The sequence below is a fragment of the Paraburkholderia youngii genome, assembly GCF_013366925.1.
Classification (GTDB): Bacteria; Pseudomonadota; Gammaproteobacteria; order Burkholderiales; family Burkholderiaceae; genus Paraburkholderia; species Paraburkholderia youngii.
The window spans coordinates 2814880-2835897 of the sequence record NZ_JAALDK010000001.1; the positions used below are offsets into that span (position 1 = coordinate 2814880).

At 64.7% G+C, this 21018-nt stretch carries 16 protein-coding genes; 11 read left to right on the plus strand and 5 right to left on the minus strand.

Annotated elements, in window-relative coordinates; genetic code table 11:
• The first annotated feature begins 45 nt into the window (after positions 1-45).
• From G5S42_RS13100 to G5S42_RS13110, 3 genes are all read left to right on the plus strand, one after another.
• On the plus strand, positions 46-1239 hold the full coding sequence (locus G5S42_RS13100) for a CaiB/BaiF CoA transferase family protein (protein WP_176107120.1): 1194 nt from the start codon (positions 46-48) through the stop codon (positions 1237-1239).
• Complete coding sequence (locus G5S42_RS13105; protein WP_176107121.1) at positions 1236-2201, plus strand: hydroxymethylglutaryl-CoA lyase; 966 nt, start codon at positions 1236-1238, stop codon at positions 2199-2201. Before G5S42_RS13100 ends, G5S42_RS13105 begins: the two co-directional genes overlap by 4 nt.
• Before the next feature lie 76 nt (positions 2202-2277).
• On the plus strand, positions 2278-3609 hold the full coding sequence (locus tag G5S42_RS13110; protein ID WP_176107122.1) for an MFS transporter: 1332 nt from the start codon (positions 2278-2280) through the stop codon (positions 3607-3609).
• Between the two features lie 393 nt (positions 3610-4002).
• On the opposite strand, the gene G5S42_RS13115 is transcribed toward G5S42_RS13110, so the two are convergent.
• Positions 4003-4734 (minus strand): GntR family transcriptional regulator, encoded by a 732-nt coding sequence (locus tag G5S42_RS13115; protein ID WP_176107123.1) that lies wholly within the window; start codon positions 4732-4734, stop codon positions 4003-4005.
• 171 nt (positions 4735-4905) lie between these two features.
• Here G5S42_RS13115 and G5S42_RS13120 point away from each other — a divergent pair, with 171 nt between their 5' ends.
• From G5S42_RS13120 to G5S42_RS13135, 4 genes are all read left to right on the plus strand, one after another.
• Positions 4906-6126 (plus strand): pyridoxal-phosphate-dependent aminotransferase family protein, encoded by a 1221-nt coding sequence (locus G5S42_RS13120; RefSeq protein WP_176107124.1) that lies wholly within the window; start codon positions 4906-4908, stop codon positions 6124-6126.
• 178 nt (positions 6127-6304) lie between these two features.
• Positions 6305-7591, plus strand: coding sequence for an MFS transporter (locus G5S42_RS13125; RefSeq protein ID WP_176107125.1), 1287 nt, complete (start codon positions 6305-6307; stop codon positions 7589-7591).
• A gap of 3 nt (positions 7592-7594) precedes the next feature.
• Positions 7595-8344, plus strand: a complete 750-nt coding sequence (locus tag G5S42_RS13130) for a 2-keto-4-pentenoate hydratase (RefSeq protein ID WP_176107126.1) — start codon at positions 7595-7597, stop codon at positions 8342-8344.
• Between the two features lie 47 nt (positions 8345-8391).
• Complete coding sequence (locus G5S42_RS13135) at positions 8392-11424, plus strand: FAD-binding and (Fe-S)-binding domain-containing protein (RefSeq protein ID WP_176107127.1); 3033 nt, start codon at positions 8392-8394, stop codon at positions 11422-11424.
• A 38-nt stretch (positions 11425-11462) separates the two neighbouring features.
• Here the strand turns inward: G5S42_RS13135 and G5S42_RS13140 are convergent, their stop codons facing one another.
• Positions 11463-12338 (minus strand): helix-turn-helix domain-containing protein, encoded by an 876-nt coding sequence (locus G5S42_RS13140; RefSeq protein WP_176110512.1) that lies wholly within the window; start codon positions 12336-12338, stop codon positions 11463-11465.
• Between the two features lie 234 nt (positions 12339-12572).
• On the opposite strand from G5S42_RS13140, the gene G5S42_RS13145 reads away from it, so the two are divergent.
• The 4 genes from G5S42_RS13145 to G5S42_RS13160 all read left to right on the plus strand — a co-directional run bounded on the left by G5S42_RS13145 (position 12573) and on the right by G5S42_RS13160 (position 17032).
• Positions 12573-13475, plus strand: coding sequence for a DMT family transporter (locus G5S42_RS13145; RefSeq protein WP_176107128.1), 903 nt, complete (start codon positions 12573-12575; stop codon positions 13473-13475).
• Between the two features lie 466 nt (positions 13476-13941).
• A complete protein-coding gene (locus G5S42_RS13150; protein WP_246391982.1) occupies positions 13942-15987 on the plus strand; it encodes an NHL repeat-containing protein in 2046 nt (681 codons plus the stop codon).
• Between the two features lie 94 nt (positions 15988-16081).
• Entirely contained in the window at positions 16082-16339 is a 258-nt protein-coding gene (locus tag G5S42_RS13155) for a hypothetical protein (RefSeq protein WP_176107130.1), read from the plus strand.
• A 93-nt stretch (positions 16340-16432) separates the two neighbouring features.
• The gene (locus G5S42_RS13160) at positions 16433-17032 is read left to right on the plus strand and encodes a LysE family translocator (protein WP_176107131.1); all 600 of its coding nucleotides are present in this window, start codon (positions 16433-16435) and stop codon (positions 17030-17032) included.
• 44 nt (positions 17033-17076) lie between these two features.
• Here G5S42_RS13160 and G5S42_RS13165 read toward each other — a convergent pair whose 3' ends face one another.
• The 3 genes from G5S42_RS13165 to G5S42_RS13175 all read right to left on the minus strand — a co-directional run bounded on the left by G5S42_RS13165 (position 17077) and on the right by G5S42_RS13175 (position 20576).
• Complete coding sequence (locus tag G5S42_RS13165) at positions 17077-18807, minus strand: FAD-dependent oxidoreductase (protein ID WP_176107132.1); 1731 nt, start codon at positions 18805-18807, stop codon at positions 17077-17079.
• Positions 18808-18925: 118 nt separating this feature from the next.
• A complete protein-coding gene (locus G5S42_RS13170) occupies positions 18926-19918 on the minus strand; it encodes a DedA family protein/thiosulfate sulfurtransferase GlpE (protein ID WP_176107133.1) in 993 nt (330 codons plus the stop codon).
• 406 nt (positions 19919-20324) lie between these two features.
• The gene (locus tag G5S42_RS13175) at positions 20325-20576 is read right to left on the minus strand and encodes a hypothetical protein (protein ID WP_008921056.1); all 252 of its coding nucleotides are present in this window, start codon (positions 20574-20576) and stop codon (positions 20325-20327) included.
• Positions 20577-21018 lie beyond the last annotated feature (442 nt).

Sequence of the window (21018 nt, forward strand, 5' to 3'; positions counted from 1 at the left end):
CTTCTAAGCTGTCTTCCAATACGAAACGAGTTCGGAGACAGCAACATGGATGGACCACTAAAGGGTATTCGTGTCGTCGAGATCGGCACGCTCATTGCCGCGCCGTTCGCCGCGCGACTGATGGCCGAATTCGGCGCCGACGTGATCAAGATCGAAGCGCCCGAAACTGGCGATCCCCTTCGCAAATGGCGCAAGCTGCATGAAGGCACGTCGCTGTGGTGGTATCTGCAGTCGCGCAACAAGAAGTCCGTCTGCGTGAATCTGAAATCGGCCGATGGCGTCGAGGTCGTCAAGCGCCTCGCCGCCGATGCCGACGTCATCATCGAAAATCTGCGTCCCGGTGCGCTCGAAAAGCTCGGCCTCGGCTGGGACGTGCTGCACGCGCTGAACCGGAGACTGACGATGGTGCGCATTTCCGGCTACGGTCAGTCCGGCCCGTATCGTGACCGTCCGGGCTTCGGTGCGATCGGCGAGGCGATGGGCGGCATCCGATACACGACCGGTGAAGTCGACGGCGCACCGGCGCGCGTCGGCGTGAGTCTCGGCGATTCGCTCGCGTCGCTGCACGGCGTGATCGGCGCGCTGATGTCGCTGCTGCGCGTGAAGACCGGCCAGGGCGAAGGGCAGGTGGTCGATGTGTCGCTCGTCGAGAGCGTGTTCAATCTGATGGAAAGCCTCGTGCCCGAATACGACCTGCTCGGCCATGTGCGCGAGCGCAGCGGCGGCGCGCTGCCGGGCATCGCCCCTTCGAACACCTATCGCACCGAGGACGACGGCTATGTCGTGATCGCCGGCAACAGCGATCCGATCTTCAAGCGCCTGATGCATCTGATCGGCCGCCCCGATCTCGCCGACGATCCCGCGCTCGCGCACAACGACGGCCGCGTGAAGCAGGTCGCGCTGCTCGATCAGGCGATCACCGAGTGGACCTCGCATCACGCGACCGAAGACGTGCTGGCCGCGCTCGAACGCGCCGAAGTGCCGGCGGGCCGCATCTATTCGGTGGCCGACATCGTCGCTGATCCGCACTACCAGGCGCGCGACATGTTGCTGCAGGCGCAATTGCCGGGCGGCGCGTCGGTGAAGATGCCGGGCATCGTGCCCAAGCTGTCGGACACGCCGGGCGAAGTGCGCTGGCAAGGGCCGACGCTCGGCGAGCACACCGGCAGCGTGCTCAGCGAACTTGGATTCGCGAGCGAAGACATCGAGCGTCTCCGTCGCGAGGGAGCGGTGCAATGAATTCCTCGATCTTTTCCACGCGCGAGGCCGCGTCATTCGACCAGCTGATCGTGCAGGAAGTCGCCCCGCGCGATGGCCTGCAGATCGAACCCACCTGGGTTGAAACCGCCGACAAGATCGCGCTGATCGACGGGCTATCCACCTGCGGATTCACGCGTATCGAAGCGGGCTCGTTCGTGTCGCCGAAGGCGATTCCGGCGTTGCGCGACGGCGAGGCGGTGTTCCAGCGGATCGAGCGGCAACCCGGCGTGATCTATGTCGCGCTGGTGCCAAACCTGAAAGGCGCCGAGCGCGCGTTGTCCGCGCGCGCCGACGAACTGAACCTCGTAATGTCCGCGAGTCAGACGCATAACCGCGCGAACATGCGCATGAGCTGCGAGTCGTCGCTCACGGCGTTCGACGACATCGTGCGTCGAGCGCTGGCCGCGGGCGTGCGGCTCAATGCGACCGTGGCGACCGCGTTCGGCTGTCCGTTCGAAGGGCGCATCGACGAAGACCGTGTGATCGGCATCGTCGACGCATATCGCGAGATGGGCATCGAGGGCATCACGCTCGCGGATACGACCGGCATGGCGAATCCGCGCCAGGTCGCGCGGCTCGTCGCGCGCGTGCTCGAAACGCTGCCGGCCACGGCGCTCACGCTGCACTTCCATGACACGCGCGGCCTCGGTCTCGCCAACGTGCTCGCCGCATATGAAACCGGCGCGCGCCGCTTCGATGCGGCGCTCGGCGGCCTCGGCGGCTGCCCGTTCGCGCCGGGCGCGTCGGGCAACATCTGCACCGAAGACCTCGTGAACCTGTGCGACGAAATGGGCATCCCGACCGGGATCGACCTGCCGAAGCTGCTCGCGCTGTCGCGCGGCTTGCCTGCATTGCTCGGCCACGACGTGCCGGGGCAAGTCGCCAAAGCAGGCCGCAATTGCGATTTGCATCCGGTGCCCGACTACGTTCGACAGATCTGAACCGAACCCCGACAAACAACCCCTCAACCGATCAAACGACCGGACGGCACCGCCGAATCCGGCATTGGAGACAAGCATGAGCGACCTGGGCGTAGCGGCGGGCAGTACCCGCGAACATGGCGCGGACGATCTCGCGGCGATCGTCCGCAAAGTTGCGTGGCGGCTGATGCCGCTCATCATGATCTGCTATCTGTTCGCGTTCTTCGACCGCATCAATATCAGCTTCGCAAAGTTCCAGCTGCAAAGCGATCTGGGCTTGTCCGATACCGCGTACGGTCTCGGCGCGAGTCTGTTCGTGATCGGCTACGTGCTGTTCGAGGTGCCGAGCAACCTTTTCCTGTACAAGGTGGGCGCGCGACGCTGGATCGCGCGGATCATGATTTCGTGGGGACTCGCGACCGCGGCGATGGTGTTCGTCAACAACGAATGGCAGTTCTACGGGCTGCGCTTCGTGATCGGCGCGATGGAAGCGGGCTTCGCGCCCGGCGTGCTGTACTACCTGACGCTGTGGTTTCCGACCGAATATCGCGGCCGCATCACGTCGATGCTGTTTCTCGCCTCGGCGTTTTCGGGGCTGGTCGGTGCGCCGCTCGCTGGGCTCGTGATCGGCCATATGGACGGCGTGCTCGGCATGCCGGGCTGGCACTGGCTGTTCCTGCTCGGCGGCTTGCCGTGTGTGGTGCTCGGTTTGCTGGTGCTGAAGCTGCTGAAGGATCGCATCGACGATGCAGGCTGGCTGTCCTCGGCGGAGAAGAGCTTGCTCGCCGGGCAGATCGCGCAGCAAAGCCGCCCGGCGCCGACCGGCCATTCGCTGCTGGGCGCGCTGAAAACGCCGGGCTTCCTGACCCTCGGACTCGTGTACTTCCTGATTCAGATCGCGTCGTACGGTCTGAATTTCTGGGCACCGCATCTGATTCACGTGGCGGGCACGAAGAATCCCACTGTAGTCGGCCTGCTGACGGCGGTGCCTTATGTGTGCGGCGCGATCTGCATGGTGGTGGTCGGGCGCCTGTCGGACGCGAGCGGCGAGCGGCGCAAGTTCGTGTTCGGGCTGCTGTTGATGTCGGCGCTCGGCTTCTTCGCCGCGGGCTACTTCGACAAGCAGACCGCCCTGCTGGTGGTCGCGCTTGCGGTGATGGGCGCGGGCGTGGTCGCATCGATTCCGGCATTCTGGGCGCTGCCGCCCAAGCTGCTGACGGGCGCGGGCGCCGCGGGCGGTATCGCGTTGATCAACACGCTCGGGCAACTCGGCGGGATCGTGAGCCCGGTGATGGTGGGCCGTGTGAAGGATCTGACCGGCAGCACGACGCCGGCGCTGTATGTGATCGGCACGATGAGCGTGGTATGCGCGCTGATCGTGCTGTATGGGCTGCCGGAGTCGCTGCGCAGCCGTGAAACGACGCAGTGAAATCGATGTGGACAGCGCGGTCGTTCGCTTGCATCACACGACGTGCCGCGCCGCTGCCCGCTCCCGCATCCGCGAGCGATAGGCCTGCCGCATCAATCACTTGGCAGGCCTGTGCGCAGGTTGTCCACAAGCTTGTTCCCAAATTATGTGGACAACTGGTCTTCGAGGTTGGTCCGACTGATACGGCATCCTTGCCAAGCCCGCTCTCCGCTATCACGGACTCCGTAGCGACGCTCGCTGCCTACGCGTGCACCGCGCGCGGATAGTTCTCACGCTTCAAGCACTTAAGCTCGCTGTGCGAAGGTTGTCCACAGGTTTGCCAACAATTTAGGTGGACAAGTTTTGTTTGCCGATGGGGTGACGAGGAGCGGGACTCGGCATCGGTTGGCCGCATCACGCCTTCAACACGGAGGCCGAAGCGACCACTTCCTCCTGCACCGGCACCTGCAAAACCGCATCCCGCTTATCGAGCAGATGTTGACGCAAAATCGCGCTGAGCTTCTTGCCGTCGCGAGCCTCGAGCGCCTTCAGCATTTCATCGTGATCGTGAATCGCTCGGTCCCACTTCGGCGTCTGATAGTTCGAGCGAAAGCGCAGCGCCTGCAGCCGCCGGTTGACCGACACATAGGTCTGTCGCAGCGCTGAATTCCTCGCCGCTTCGTTGATCTTGTCGTGAATCGCCTGGTTGCGGCTGTAGTAGCCCGGCAGATCGTTCTGCGCGCGGCACGCGAGCATCGCGTAATGCAGGGCCTTGATTTCGGCGAGTTCGGCCGCCGTGATGCGTTCGGCTGCGAGTTCGCCCGAAAACGCTTCGAGGCCGCTCATCAATTCGAAGGTTTCGCGCACTTCCGCCTCCGACATTTTCGACACCGACGCGCCCCGATTCGGCGAAATCTCGATCAAACCCTCGGCGGCCAGCACCTTCAGCGCCTCGCGCAGCGGTGTGCGCGAAATGCCGAGCGTTTCGCACAACTCGCGCTCGTTCAGTTTCTTGCCGGGCTCCAGCACCCCCTCGACGATAAAGCGGCGGATGTGCTCCACCACCGTGTCATGCAGGCGCTGACGCTCGACCTTCGGCATCAGCGGGGCAGCGGTCACACCCGCGTCGACATCCGAATTTTGCATACAAAAATCCTAAGCGTTACATGATGTGGGATTTTATCGGAACCATATCGATTAGTTAATCAAGCGCAAACGCGGGTAAACACGGGCCTCAACGAGCATATTTCGTCTTGGGGGCGTCACGGTTCTTCTGATACAGTTTTTTGAATGCAAAATTCAAATCGGAGGAGCCCGATGCTGAAGCTAGATTTTCATCCCGCTGGCCGTCACTTCCTGCAGATTCCGGGGCCGAGTCCGGTGCCCGATCGCATCCTCCGCGCGATGAGCTATCCGACCATCGACCACCGCGGCCCCGAGTTTGGCGAACTGGGTCTCAAGGTGCTCGACGGCATCAAGGAGATCTTCAAGACGCAGCAGCCGGTCGTCATCTATCCGGCGTCCGGCACGGGCGCATGGGAAGCCGCGTTGTCGAATACGCTGAGCCCCGGCGATCACGTGCTGATGTTCGAGACCGGCCACTTCGCGACGCTCTGGAAAAAGATGGCCGAGAAGCTCGGCCTGAAGCCCGAGTTCCTGGGTCTGCCAGGCATCGAAGGCTGGCGGCGCGGCGTGCAGCCGCAGATGATCGAAGAGCGCCTGCGCGCCGACCCGCAGCATGCGATCAAGGCGGTCTGCGTCGTGCACAACGAAACCTCGACCGGCGTCACGTCCAACATCGCCGCCGTGCGTCGCGCGATCGACGCCGCGGGTCATCCGGCGCTGCTGCTCGTCGATACGATCTCCGGTCTCGCGTGTGCCGATTACCGCCACGACGAATGGGGCGTCGACGTGACCGTGTCGGGCTCGCAAAAGGGCTTGATGCTGCCGCCGGGCATCAGCTTCAACGCGATCTCGCCGAAGGCGATGGCCGCCAACCAGCACGCGAAGCTGCCGCGCAGCTTCTGGGACTGGTCGGAAATCGTCGAAATGAACAAGACCGGCTACTGGCCGTACACGCCGAACACGAACCTGCTGTACGGCCTGCACGAAGCGATCGAGATGATTCTCGGCGAAGGGCTCGACAACGTGTTCGCGCGTCACGAGCGGCTCGCCGAAGCGACTCGCCGCGCGGTGCGTGCGTGGGGGCTCGAAATCCAGTGCGCCGATCCCGCCGTTTATAGCCCGGTGCTGACGGGCGTGATGATGCCCGACGGCGTCGATGCCGACGCGGTGCGCAAGCTGATCTACGAGCGCTTCGACATGTCGCTCGGCACGGGCCTCGGCAAGATGAAAGGCCGCATGTTCCGCATCGGTCATCTCGGCGATTGCAACGACTTGACGCTGCTCGCGACCCTGGCCGGCTGCGAAATGGGTCTGCGGCTTGCTGGCGTGCCGATCAAGCAAAGCGGCATGCCGGCCGCGATGGAGTGGCTGAGCCAGGCACCGAAGACGCCGGGGTTGAAGGCCGCGGCATAAGCGCCAGCAGCAGGAAACAGCCCGCAACACCAGGGAGCGCATTTCTCATCGAGCCGCGCGCAGAACGCGGCCACAACCACATGCAATGCGTCCATAACGGCTGTCGCGGCCGACGGGCGACGACGCAGCGCGCCACTTCAGGCGCGCCGTCGACACATGCCACGGAGAGAGAGAGACGATGAAACGGTTTCGTTTGACCAGTGCGACCAGTATCGTTCTAGTGATGCTGTGCATCATGTACTTCATCACGTACCTCGATCGCGTGAACGTCAGCACCGCGGCCGCGGGTTTCGGCAAGGAATTCAATCTCACGCATACGCAGGTCGGCCTCGTGTTCTCGGCTTTCGCGTATCCGTATCTGCTGTTTCAGGTGATCGGCGGCTGGGTCAGCGATCGTTTCGGCGCACGACGCACGCTGCTGTTTTGCGGTGCGATCTGGGGTCTCGCGACGGTGTTCACGGGCCTCGCGGGCGGCCTCGCTTCGTTGCTCGCCGCGCGGCTCGTGCTCGGTTTCGGCGAAGGCGCGACGTTCCCGGCGGCAACATCGGCGATGTCGCGCTGGGTCGCGAAAGAAAAACGCGGCTTCGCGCAGGGCATCACGCACGCGGCGTCGCGAGTCGGCAATGCGGTCGCGCCGGCCCTCATCGTGCTCGTGATGACCACGTGGGGCTGGCGCGAATCGTTCTATATCTGCGGCGCGCTGAGCCTGGTGTGGGTCGCCCTGTGGGCGATCACGTTCACCGAGCATCCGAAAGATCATCCGCGCATCACGCCCGAGGAACTCGCGGTGCTGCCCGCGGTGAAGCCGAAAGTCGCAGGCCTGCCGTGGGGCAAGCTGTTTCGTCGCATGACGCCGGTCACGATCGTCTACTTCTGCTACGGCTGGACGCTGTGGCTGTTCCTGAGCTGGATTCCGCTGTACTTCCTGCATAACCATCATCTGCAGTTGCAGAAGTCGGCGATCTTCGCGTCGGTCGTGTTCTTCGCCGGCGTGATCGGCGATACGCTCGGCGGCCTCGTCACCGATGCGATTTTCAAGCGTACCGGCAGCCTCAAACGCGCGCGCAGCTGGATGGTGTCGGTGTGCATGCTGTTCTGCCTGCTGTCGCTGATTCCGTTGATGTTCACGCATGACCTGACGCTGTCGATCGCCTGTCTCGCGTCGGGCTTCTTTTTCGCCGAGATGACGATCGGCCCGATGTGGGCGATCCCGATGGATATCGCGCCGGAATTCTCCGGCACCGCGAGCGGCATGATGAACACGGGCTCGGCGCTCGCCGCGATCATCTCGCCGGTGATGGGCGGCTTCCTGATCGACCATTTCGGCAACTGGGATCTGCCGTTCGTCGGCAGCATGTTGCTAATGGGCATCGGCGTCGTGCTTGCGTTCCGCATGCAGCCGGAGAGCCGCTTCGAACTCAGCGCGTCGGAGAAGGCGCAGGTTTCCACCCGGTTAGGCGCGTAAAACATGACTTCGTCACTGAGCCAGCTTCTTGCCGATGCGCGTCGCAGTCGTATGTTGCTCGATACGTTGCAGCCGGAACAGCAGCCCTCCGATGCCGACGCGGCCTACGCAATCCAGCACGAAATCCTGAGCGCGTGCGGCGCGCGAATCGGCGGCTGGAAGATCGGCGCGAAATCGGCGAGCGGACCGATTCAAGGCGCGCCATTGCCCGACACCGATCTGCACGCCGATGGCGCGCGTCTGTCGCGCGAAGGTTTCGCGCCGCTCGGGCTCGAACTCGAGGTCGCGTTCCGCTTCGGCCGGCGCTTCGAGCCGTCCGCGACGCCGTACAGCGAAGACGAAGTGCTCGCGGGCATCGGCTCGATCGGCGCGACCATCGAGCTTGTCGCGAGCCGCTATGCGGAGTGGCCCGCCATCGACAAACTCGCGCAGCTCGCGGATCTGCAGAATCACGGCGCGCTGATCGTCGGTGAATTCGCGCGGTATCGGGAGGACTTTCCGTACGTCGCGCCGTCGCTGAGTTTCGAGTTCAACGGACGCAATGTCGTCGCAACGACGCCCGCGAATCCGGCCGGCGATCCGCGGCGGCTGTTGACGTGGCTCGTCAATCACGCGAGTGCGCGCGGCATCGCGGTGACCCCGGAGATGGTGATCACCGCCGGTTCGTACACCGGCATGTTCTTTCCGCGCGAGGCAGGCAACGTGGGCGGGCATATCGAAGGACTCGCGCCGGTGCATCTGACGCTGTACTAGATAATTCGAGCCGCGCGGCTCACGCGCGCTCCTCATAGGCCGATGAAATGACGAATCCCACTGCGGGCTTGCTCGTCAAGCCGATCCATCTGGTCCCTTCCGCCGCGCGCGCCACGAGTCCGCTCGCGCAGCATCTGCGCAAAGCGCTGCGCGGCGACGTGCTGTTCGATCTCGCGAGCCGCGGCCGCTACGCGACCGACGCGTCGATCTATCAGATCAAGCCGGTCGGCGTCGTGGTACCGCGCGATCAGGACGACCTGCGCGTCGCGCTCGAGATTGCGCGCAGCGAGAAAGTACCGCTGCTCGCGCGCGGCGCGGGCACGAGCCAGTGCGGGCAGACGGTCGGCGAAGCGCTGGTGGTCGATACGAGCAAGTGGCTCAACAACATCGTCGCGTTCGATGCCGACGCGCGCACCGTGACGGTCGAGCCCGGCGTCGTGCTCGATCATCTGAATGCGTGGCTGAAGCCGCATGGACTCTGGTTCCCGGTCGATGTTTCGACTTCCGCGCAATGCACGATCGGCGGCATGGCGGGCAACAACTCGTGCGGCTCGCGCTCGATCGAATACGGCAACATGGTGCACAACGTCGACGCGATCGACGCGATTCTCGCCGACGGCAGCGAAGCGCGCTTCGCGTCGCTGCGCGAGACGCCGCAAGGCGAGCGCTTGCAGCAGATCGTCGCGGGAGTCACGCGGATCGCGCAGCGCGAGCGTGATGAAATCGTCGCGCGCGTGCCGAAGGTACTGCGCCGCGTGGCGGGCTACAACATCGATCTGTTCGACTGCCAGAACCCGCGCGCCTATACCGATGACGGCAGCGCGAACCTCGCCCATCTGCTGGTCGGCTCGGAGGGCACGCTCGCGTTCAGCCGGCAGATCACGCTGAAGCTCGCGGCGCTGCCCGCGCACAAGGCGCTTGGCGTGGTCAACTTTCCGACCTTCCGGCAATCGATGGCGCTCACGCAGCACATCGTCAAGCTGAAGCCGGTCGCGGTCGAACTGGTCGATTGCACGATGATCGATCTCGCGTTGAGCAATCCCGCGTTTCGTCCGGTGATCGAGAAGGCGCTGGTCGGTGAGCCGCAGGCGATTCTGCTCGTCGAGTTCGCGGGCGAGGATCGCGACGCGCAGCTAGCGTCGCTGAAGCAGCTCACCGAGTTGATGGGCGAGCTGGGCCTGCCCGATTCGGTCGTCGAGATGCCGGACGCGAATGCGCAGAAAGCCCTGTGGGAAGTGCGCAAGGCCGGGCTCAACATCATGATGAGCATGAAGGGCGACGGCAAGCCGGTATCCTTCATCGAAGACTGCGCGGTGCCGCTCGAACATCTGGCCGACTACACGAGCCGCCTGACCGACGTGTTTCATCGCCACGGCACCGAAGGCACCTGGTACGCGCATGCGAGCGTCGGCACGCTGCATGTGCGGCCGATTCTCGACATGCGCCGCGACGGCGCGACGAAGATGCGCGCGATCGCCGAGGAAGCGGCCGCGCTCGTGCGCGAGTACAAGGGCGCGTATTCCGGCGAGCATGGCGACGGTCTGTGCCGCGGCGAATGGGTCGCGTGGCAATACGGGCCACGGCTTAACGAGGCGTTCAGCGAGATCAAGGCGCTGTTCGATCCAGACAATCGCTTCAATCCCGACAAGATCGTGCGTCCGCCGAAGATGGACGACGCGCGCAATTTCCGCTTTGCGCCCGGCTATCGCGAACAGCGCATCGAAACGATGCTCGACTGGTCGACGTGGAACGTGAAGCGCGATCCGCTGACGGGAGAAGAAAGTGCGCCGGGCAGCGGCGACGATCTGAGCGGCGGCCTCGCGAAAGCGGTCGAGATGTGCAACAACAACGGCCACTGTCGCAAGTTCGACGCGGGCACGATGTGCCCGAGTTATCGTGTGACGAAGGACGAGCAGCATCTGACGCGCGGGCGGGCCAACACGTTGCGGCTCGCGATTTCGGGCCAGCTCGGCGAAAGCGGACTCGCGAGCGATGACGTGAAGGAAACGCTCGACCTGTGCGTGTCGTGCAAGGGTTGCAAGCGCGATTGCCCGACTGGCGTCGACATGGCGAAGTTCAAGATCGAGGCGCGGGCGGCGCGCGCCAAGACGCATGGGTTGCGGCTGCGCGACCGACTCGTCGCGTTCATGCCGCGCTACGCCGGCGCGGCGAGCCGCATGCCGGGATTGATGGCGCTCGCGGACAACGTTCCGGTGTTGTCGGCGTGGTTCAAGCGTTCGCTCGGATTTGCGACCGAGCGAAGTCTGCCGCGGTTCAAGAGGGCGTTTCTCGCCGATGCGGTGTCGGCGAGGCCTGCACGCGACACTGAGCAAGCGTCCACGCTGAAAGAAGTTTTGCTGTTCGTCGACACCTTCAACAACCACCTCGAACCCGACAACGCGCGTGCCGCACAACAGGTGCTCGAAGCCGCGGGCTACAGGGTCCACTTCAACGCACGCCCGGGCGAGCGTCCCGTGTGTTGCGGCCGCACGTTTCTCGCGGCGGGTCTCGTCGATGAAGCGAAACAGGAAGCGCGGCGCATGCTCGAACTCTTCAGGCCGTTCGTCGAACGCGGCGTGCCGGTGGTAGGGCTGGAGCCATCGTGTCTGCTGTCGTTGCGCGACGAATTCCTGCAGTACGGTTTCGGCGACGAAGCGCAGCGCCTCGCGCAGCACGCGTTTCTATTCGAGGAATTCCTCGTGCGCGAAGAAAAGGCCGGACGTTTGGAGCTCAAATTGAAACCGCTGCCAATGCGGCAGGCGCTCGTGCACGGCCACTGCCATCAGAAGGCGTTCGATGCATTCACGCCGGTGCAGACCGTGCTGAAGTGGATTCCCGAATTTAAGGTATCGACGGTCGAATCGTCGTGCTGCGGTATGGCCGGCAGCTTCGGCTATGAAGCGGAGCATTACGCGACCTCGCAGGCGATGGCGGAGTTGTCGCTGCTACCCGCGGTGCGCAAGCTCGACGCCGCCACGGTGATGGTCGCCGATGGCACCAGCTGCCGGCATCAGATTCACGATGGCGCGGGCGTCGACGCGATCCACGTCGCGCGCGTGCTGGCGATGGCGCTGCAATGACGCGGAGCTAACCGGAAAGCGAAACTCGAACGCGAGACTCAAACGCCGATAGCCTGCCGGAACCCGCTCGGCGTCACCCCGACAGCCTCGCGAAACCGGTGGCTAAAGTGACTTGCGTTCGCATAGCCGCATTGCGAGGCGATCTGCGCAAGCGGCAACGTCGTCGTGCGCAGCAGCGTGCGCGCGCGATCGAGCCGTTGCCGCGCGATCCAGGCGGCCGGCGGCAACCCGAACGACTCGCGAAACATCCGCGCGAGATGAAACTCCGACAGCGCCGCGACACCGGACAACTCACCGAGCGTCAACGGCTGCGCGAGACGACTGTCGATATAGTCGCGCAGGCGGCGCCGCGTCGCGGCCGACAGCCCGCCCTTCAGCGCCACGTTCGCGCGCCGCACGCCTTGTCCGTGCAACAGCAGGCTCAGCACTTCGTGCGCGGTCTCGTTGGTGCGCAGCAGGCCGTCGGGACTTTCCCACTCCTCGTCGACGAGCGCCTGGCACAGACTCGCAATGCCCGGGTCTTCGAAATAGGTCCGATCGGCGAGCGTCAATTCGCGCGGCTCGCGGTCGAGCTCCTGTACCGCGCGTCGCGTGAAGTGCTCGGGCAGGAAGTACAGGTGCATGAAGTGCATATGGCCGCGCACCCACCAGCGCGATTCGTGATCTCCGGGCAGTGCGCACAGCCGCGACGGCGCGCCGTAGTGGCCCGGCATTTTCTGGCGCTCGGTGCGATAGCCGCCGTCCAGATAGCACGACAGCGTGTGATGGCCGGGCCGCTCGTAGATGGTCTCGGCTTCCTTCGTGTCGCGGGTCCATAGCGCGATCGCGAGTCCGTCGCCGAGCCACGCGAAGCGGTCCAGATGCGCATTCGCACTGGCGAGCGTGTGACAGACCGACTGCAGGCCAAAAGGCATGCCGGCGGCGGCTATCACGGGGGCGGACGGGCTGGTGGTCACGGCGGCGAGCGGAGGTTTTCCGGTGATGCGTAGGGTTGAGCGGCCAGTATACGGCGCGGCCAGTCTGGCCGCTCATTGCCACGAAAAAGTGCGCAATTTTGGACAATTGCGGGCGGCGGCGCGGTTGCATAGTCGAACTATGGTCAATGCTGCGCGTTATGGCAGCCTTTCATTGCAGTCCGAGGCCCGACCATGAATCTTTTGCTTTATGCCGTCACCGTGCTGATCTGGGGCACCACGTGGATCGCGATCAAATGGCAACTCGGCGCGGTACCGCCGCCGGTATCGATTGCATGGCGTTTCTGGATCGCCGCGCTGCTGCTGTTCGCGCTGCTGCGCATCATGCGCCGGCCGATCTGGCCGCCGCTCGGCGCCTGGCGCTACCTCGCCGCGCAGGGCCTCGCGCTGTTCTGCCTGAATTTCCTGTGCTTCTACTACGCCGAACAGATCGTGCCGAGCGGGCTCGTCGCGGTGGTGTTCTCGACCGCGCCGCTGCTGAACTCGATCAACGGACGGCTGTTCATGGGCAGGCCGCTGCAGCCGAGTGCGATTGCGGGCGCATTGCTCGGGCTCGTCGGCATCGTCTGTCTGTTCATGCAGCAGATGGCCGGGCATCTCGGCGATCACACCGCGTGGCTCGGACTCGGCGTCGCGTTTCTCGGCACGCTGTGCTTCTCGGCCGGCAACCTGCTGTCGAGCCGCATGCAGTCGATGGGCCTGCATCCGTTCGCGACGAATAGCTGGGCGATGCTGATCGGCGCGGCTGTCCTGACGCTCGGTAGTCTGTTCGCCGGCTATTCGTTCGCGGTTGAACCGTCGGCGCGCTATCTTGGCGCGCTCGCGTATCTCGCGGTGTTCGGCTCGGTGATCGGCTTTACGGCGTACCTGATGCTGGTCGGCCGCATGGGCCCGGAGCGCGCCGCCTACTGCACGGTGCTGTTTCCGATCGTCGCGCTCGCGGCGTCCACGCTGTTCGAGAGTTACCGCTGGTCAGTGCTCGCGGTGGTTGGTCTGCTGCTCGTGCTGGCCGGCAATCTGGTCGCTTTCGATCTGACGCGACGGATCTTCGTGCGTCGCCGGGCGGCGCGAACCTGATGCGCATCGCGCTCGAGGTGAGGATTTGCAGGAGCAGAAAAAGCGCCTGAATCTCCGGCCGGTGAGCTTTTACGGGAACCGGTTTTTACCGGATTCGTGAAGTAAAGATTTTGTTGGAAACGTAAATCGATGCAAATGGAATGGAATGGGATGTGGCGGCATTCAATTATCATTTTTGATCAATAAGTTTGCTATTTTTATGTGCGAGGATAAAACGCCAACTCTGATGTACGCGCATCGTGACTCTGCCGGCAACGATGCGCGTACAGGCGAAGCACGCCGGTCTGCCTTACCGTGCGTGCTTCGCGCCTAGCAAGGATCGACGGCCGTGAAGCTTTTGCCCCGTCTTGGCCTGGCCGTGGTTCTAATCCATAGGCTGATTTCCCCGAATGTCTCCGCCCAATCCCAATTGAATTACACGACTTCATGGATCGGTAATAGTTTCGGATTTGGCGACGGCAAATGGATGCAGCAGGATATTCAGGCCATTAGCGTCGATGCCAATGGCACCGTTTATACGAATGCGCCGTGGGACGAAAGCGGCAGCGAAATCGCCGCCTATCGCGCGGGCGACAAGCTCGCGGTCGCCGGTTCGACGCACGGCTGGGGCGCGGCCGGCGGCGACGCGGTGGCGGTGAATCACACGTACCTGTACGCGGCGATGTCGATCGGCAACGAAAGCAATGCGCTGGTCGGCGCCGACTATCCGCCGGCGAATCAGACCTGGTACGGCATCACGCGACGCACGCTCGCGAATCTCGCGGACGGCGCGCCGTTTTCCGGCGGCATCGGCAATAGCGCGAACGCGACGAAGAACAGTTTCGTCGCGGTACAAACGGTGAAGACCGGCATCGACGCGGGCATTCGCGGCCTCGCCGCGACAGACAGCGAGGTCTATGTGGCCGACACGTACGGCAACCGGATCGTCGTGTACGACGCGCAATCCATGCAGCCGCTGCGATCGTGGAGCGTCGCATCGCCCGCGCGCATCGCGATCGACACCGACTCGACGCTGTGGATCATCAGCGGCTTCGGCACAGGCAGCCTGAGCGTCCTGCACTACCGCGCCGACGGCACCGCGCTCGCCGGTCCATTGGCGCTGCCCTCCGGCACCGTGCCGACCGACCTCACGGTCACGCCATCCGGCCAGCTGCTGGTCGCCGACAACGGCGTTTCGCAGCAGATTCTCGTGTTCAACAAAGGCGGGGGCGGCCAGATGCACGGCGGCACGTCGATCGGCACGCGCAATGGCATCTTCCATCCGGTGCGCGGCGTGCCCGGTGACACGCGTTTCAACGGCATCACCGGCATCGGCGTCGATGCGGCCGGCAATCTGTACGTCGCGCAAAACGGCGAAGGACCGCGCGCGCTGGGCTCGGCATCGGTCGGGCAAGGCGCGGTGCTGGAGAGTTACGTGTACGGCACGCGCGTGCTCAACTGGCGGCTCTACGGCCTGAGCTTCGTCGATAGCGGCGCGTTCGATCCGGCCACACCCGCTTCGATCTACACGGGCTCGAAGCGCTTCACGCTCGATTACCGGCAGCCGGTCGGCCACGAATGGTCATATGCGGCGTTCACGCTCGATCGCTTCGATTACCCCGACGACCCCGCGTTTCACCAGCCGCGCGGCGTGCGCGGCGAACCGATGGTGCGCAGATTCAAAGGCCAGCGTTTTCTCTATACGCTCGATCCGGGCGCGCACTACCTGAACGTCTATCGCTTCGATGCCGCGCATGGTGAGATCGCGATTCCGTCGGGGATGCTCGCGCAGAATCCGCTGCCGGGCAGTTGGCCCGCCGCGCAACCAACTTACGGCGAATGGTTGTGGCGCGATAGCAATGGCAATGGCACCGTCGACGCGAGCGAGATCAACGGCAATCCGTCGACCGGCAGCACGGTCGGCAACGGCTTCTGGTGGGTCGACGATCCCGGCAACGTGTGGCTCGCCACGCCATTGAGCGGCGTGCGCGAGATGCCGCTGCAAGGTCTCGACTCCGCCGGCAATCCGATCTACACGTACGCGAGTGCGAAGCTGTTCGCGATGCCCGCGCCGTTCACGCGGCTCGCGCGGCTCGTCTACGTCGCAGCGACCGACACGATGTATCTGTCCGGTTTCACGAGCGCGATTCCGTGGGACCCGACGCACTGGAAGGAAGCGGGCCCGATGCTTGCGCGCTACGACAACTGGAGCAGCGGCACGCCGACCCTGACTTACACGGTCTCGCTGCCGTGGAACACGCAAAGCGATCCGCAGACCACCACGGTCGGCGTCGCGGTGGCGGGCAACTATATCTTCGTCGCCGAGCTGTACACCGATCGCATCGACGTCTACGACGCGCGCAACGGCACGGCGGTCGGTTACATGACGCCGGGCGCGAGCGTCGGCGGCACGAGCGGCTGGGTCGACGTGTATCTCGGCATCAGCGCGGTGCAGCGCGATAACGGCGAGTACGTGGTGCTGGTCGAAGACGACGCGCGCGCGAAGCTGCTGATGTATCGCTGGACGCCTTAACGTGGATCGCCGTCGCGCCGAACACGAATAGACGGCGGCGCACGATCGGTATATAACAACTTTACCGATGCACTTAAAGGAGTGGTGTTCGATCATGACGCAAGACGTTCCTCCCAAGCCGCCCTCCGACGATCGTCCGGAGATCGAGCAGCTCGACGCGGCGCTCAGTCACGTCGATCAGCAGATGTCGTCAGGTGGCATTGCGTCGGGCGCGGCGAAAGGCATTGTGTACAGTCTGATCGAAACGCTCGGCGCGCTGGTCGGTGATCCCGATCTGCCGGAGCACGCGCGTTCGGGGTATGAAGGACTGCTGGAGGCCGCGCGCGAGCTGCGCGCGAAGCTGGAGCGCTGAGCGGACCGCTGAACCGACGGGTCCGCTTCGGCGCAGCCATCGGGCTGTCTGTGCTACAAAGGCGCACTGTGTAACTCACCGTGCGCTTTTTTTATGCTCTCTGCGACCGAGATCGCGTTGCTGGCCACCGGCATCATCGTGGTACTGGTGACGCCCGGGCCCACCAACACGCTACTGGCGGCGGCCGGTTTGCGCGCCGGTTTGCGCCGCGCGCTGCCGCTGATCGCCGCCGAACTGGCGGGCTATCTGGTGTCGATCTCCGCGTGGGGACGCTTCTTCGCGCACGCGGCGCAGGCGTGGCCGTGGCTGCCGTCGCTGCTGCGCGTGGCCGCGAGCGTGTATATCGCGTGGCTTGCGTTCGATATGTGGCGCGCGGCGGTGGCACTGCCCGGCTCGACGCAACGCGCTGGCAACGTGCGCGCGCTGTTCGTCGCGACCTTGCTCAATCCGAAAGGGCTGTTGTTCGGCGGCACGATCTTTCCGGCCGCCGCGTTCATGCACTTGCCCGCTTATCTGCTCACGATGGCGATGTTCGCGTGCCTCGCCGCGCCGATCGCACTCGCGTGGATCGCGTTCGGCGCAGCGCTCGGCAGAGGCCGACTCGGTTGGCTCGAACCGGCGAGGGTGCAGCGCGGCGCGTCGATCGTGCTCGGCGTGTTCTCGGTGTCGCTCGCGTGGGCCGCGTTGCACTGAAGACGGATGCGGTAAAGACGATGCGCTAAAGACCGCACCGAGACTCACGCACCGAGCGCCACCTCTTCCCCGCTCATCTGCGCCAGCAACTGGTGAATCTGCGCGACTACGGCCGCGCCTTCGCCGACCGCCGCGGCCACGCGTTTCGTCGACCCGGCGCGCGCATCGCCGATCGCATAGACCCCTTCGACCGTAGTCCCGAGATCGCACGCGGTGGCCGAGCCGTCCGCGCTAATGCCGGTCAGCACGAAGCCTTTCGCGTCGAGCTGCACGCCGCAGGTGCGCAGCCATTCGGTGTTCGGGTCCGCGCCGGTGAAGAGAAACAGATGCCGCGTGTCGAAATGATCGACGCCGTCGGGCAGCGGCCGCTTCAGCGCGACCGACACGAGCCCGTCCTCATCGCCCTCGAGCCGGCCCACTTCCGAATTCGGATGCACGTACACGTTCGGCAGCGAGCGGATGCGGTCGATCAGATAGCGCGACATCGTCGCCTCGAAACCGCTGCGGCGGATCAGCACGTGAACCTTGGCCGCGTGCGTCGCCAGATAGACGATCGCCTGGCCGGCCGAATTGCCGCCGCCCACCAGCACGACCTCCTGGCGCTTGCACAGCTTCGCCTCGACCGGCGACGCCCAGTAGTAGACGCCGCGTCCGTCGAAGCGCTCGAGCCCGTCGAGCGCAGGGCGCCGGTACACGGCGCCGCTCGCGATCACGATCGCCCGCGCGCTGATGTGACCGCCGCATTTCGTTTCGAGCCGATAAGGTGACTGCCCGCAATGCAGCGCCTGCACGCTGACCGGAATTGCAACGTGCGCGCCGAACTTCTGCGCCTGCACGAACGCGCGGCCGGCAAGCGCCTGGCCCGAGATGCCGGTCGGAAAGCCGAGGTAGTTTTCGATGCGCGAGCTCGCGCCCGCCTGGCCGCCCGGTGCGCGGCTGTCGAGCACGATCACCGACAGCCCTTCGGAGGCCGCGTACACCGCGGCGGCGAGTCCGGCCGGTCCCGCGCCGACGATCGCGACGTCGTACACGTACGTGTCGTCGAGATCGGGCAGCAGACCTAAGCGAGTGGCAAGCTCCGGCATGCTCGGATGACGCAGCACCGTGCCGTCCGGGCAGATCACGAGCGGCAGGTCCTCGCGCTGCGCGGCGAACTGCTCGATCAGCCGCAGCGCGTCTTCGTCGCGTTCGTCGATCACCGAATGCGGATGGCCGTTGCGCGACAGGAAGCCTTGCAGCATCACGAGCCGCGGGTCATTGCTGTTGCCGACGAGGATCGGGCCGCCCGCGCCCTTTTCGATCAGCGACACGCGCCGCAGAATCAGCGCGCGCATAATGCGCTCGCCGAGTTCCGCTTCGGCGACGATCAGCGCGCGCAGCCGGTCGGGCGGAATCAGCAGCGCTTCGACGGCGCTGGTCGCGAGGCCGTTCACCAGCGAGGGCTTGCCCGACAGTTGCCCGACCTCGGCCAGGAAATGCCCGGCGCCGCGCTCGCTGATCACGTGCTCGCGGCCGATGCCGTCACGCTGATAGACCTTCACGCGCCCTTCGAGCAGCACGAACATGCCGGGGCCGGTGTGGCCGGTCTCGAACAGCAACTCGCCGGACTTCCAGCGACCGATCTCGCCGAAGCGGCGCAGCCGGTCGATCTCGGCGCAAGTGAGCTCCGGAAACATCTGATGCAAACGCGTCGACAGCGAAGAAAACGGCGCGTCGGCGACGACTCCCTGCTGTCCTTCCACTTCTTGAGTCGAAACGTCCTGAGTCGAAAGCATTGAACCGCTCCTTCGATGTTCATAGCACGATTGAACGCGAGGCAACGCAATGCGCGCTCACACGCCGGGACGAGCCGTGCCGCGCGCGTCAGGCGGACGATGCCGCCGCTGATTTCTACTAGACGGCTTTGGGCGCGATATCGTCGACGGTGACTTCTGGCGGCGGCATTTCGGGCAGCGAGTCGACCGGCTTGCCCGAGTCGCGCCAGGCTTCCATGCCGCCGCGCAGCGGCAGCACGTCGGAAAAACCGGCTTCGGTGAGTTGCTTGGCCATCCATGCCGCGGAAATCTCGTTCGGGCAGGAGCAGTAGATCACGAGCTTCTGATCGCGTGGATAGCTGGCGACGATGCCGTCGAGTTGCCGTTCGTCGGCGAATTGCGCGCCTGGAATCACGAACGGATCGAGCTTGCGCTTCTCCTGCGAACGGATGTCGAACACGACCGGTGCCTGATTAGCCTTGTACAGCTTCGCGAGTTCGTCGACCTCGATGCGCGCGGACGCGAGCTTCGCGATCAACTGGCGGCGGCGGATCCACCGGTACGCCGCGTACAGCACCAGCAACGCGACCACGACCAGCGCCGCCGTGCGCCCGAGCCGCCCGGCGATCGCGAACAGCATGTCGATCTGCCGCGCGAACAGCGCGCCGATGATCAGCCCGGTGCCGGACCACAGCGCGGCGCCGACGCCGTCGTAGGTGAGGAAGGTGCGGTAGCGCGTGCCCATCGCGCCGGCCATCGGGATCGATACGATCGACAGTCCCGGCACGAACTTCGCGACCGCGAGCACGCGCACGCCCCAGCGGCCGAAGAAACGCTCGGTCTTTTTCACACAGGTGTCACGCGACAGCGACAGCCGGCAGATCGTCTTCAGCGTATTGCCGCCGTAGATGCGGCCCGCGACGTACCACGCGCTGTCACCGATCAGCGTCGCGAAGATCGACAGCACGAGGACCGGCAGCAATTGCGTGCCGACCGAGCCGGGGTGCATCGCGGCCATCGCGCCGAACAGCACGAGCGACGGCATGGCTGGCACCGGCAGCCCGAGCGCGGCGGCTAGCACGTTCGCGAAGACGAGCGCCGGTCCATATTGCGCGACGAGGTCATGTAGCATCGGTTTAATATCCGCGGCCCTTGCGGGCGCAGCGCGGTAAGGAACGCAAAGGGGAATGCAAGGATTATGGACGTATTTTCAAGACGTGCAACCGACCTGGAAATCGGCCCGTCTTGTGGCTGCAGTCAGCTCTGCATATAAGGCCACATGCCCCGCTACACAAGCGTGGCAACCGCGTGTGACAAGTGGTAGAAGGCCGGGTAAGAAGGCTCGACGAGACGCGCGAAAGCGCTTGCAAAAACCCGTAGGAAAGCGGGGATTGGCGTTCGAGCGCAACAAGCGGAAGCACGGCGACGCACGCGGGCGCGCCCAACGCGAACAATTCCACGCTGCCGCGTCGAAGCGCGACGCCACCGGCGCGAGGAGGCTGACGAGTCACGCGACGGTAATACGCCGCGCGCCTGCTTCACTGACGATGGTTGTGCTGCTCGCCCGGCAACTCGGCCCCATGCGCGCGGATCGCGGCGATCAGCTCCGCGGGCGTGATTTCGTAGCGCACTTCACGATGTATGCCCGGCTTGCGCTCATCGACCTCGATCAGCAGGATGCCTTTGCCGTCTTCGGTCGATTCGAGGCGCAGCGAGCGAAGTTCGCGCGCCGTTGCGTCGTCGTATTCGGTGAGCAGGGCCATTGACCCGGAGGACCCGGTAATGCGCATCGAAGTTGTCCTTGTTGCGTTGGTGATGGAGCCATTGTACGGGGCGGATGGCGTGCCGTCTGCCGCGTCGTCGTGCCGTGTTGCGTCTGCCTCTGTCTCTATCTCGCCCGGGTTTAGCGCATTCGCGGTTGCGGAGCGAGCAACCAGTTTAACGCGACTCCTCGTTGCGACGGCTGCATTTTTCATGCCCCTCGGCGGCGCGGCTTGCGTTCGGGTTTTGTCATGCGGGTGACGCGGGCGCGGGCTAGGCGGCGTCCGGCGGCACTCTCGCTGTGGTTGGCGTCGCGCCCGGATTTCCTCACCTTTCGCGCACTAATCGGGCACTGAAAAAAATAGCCCGTCCGGATAGGACGGGCCGTTAAACGCCGTTGTTACTCGGGTCAGCCTGCCCTTGCAACATTGGGCGCTGACGCCTCCATCCTCGTGCTTCGTCGGCGGTCTG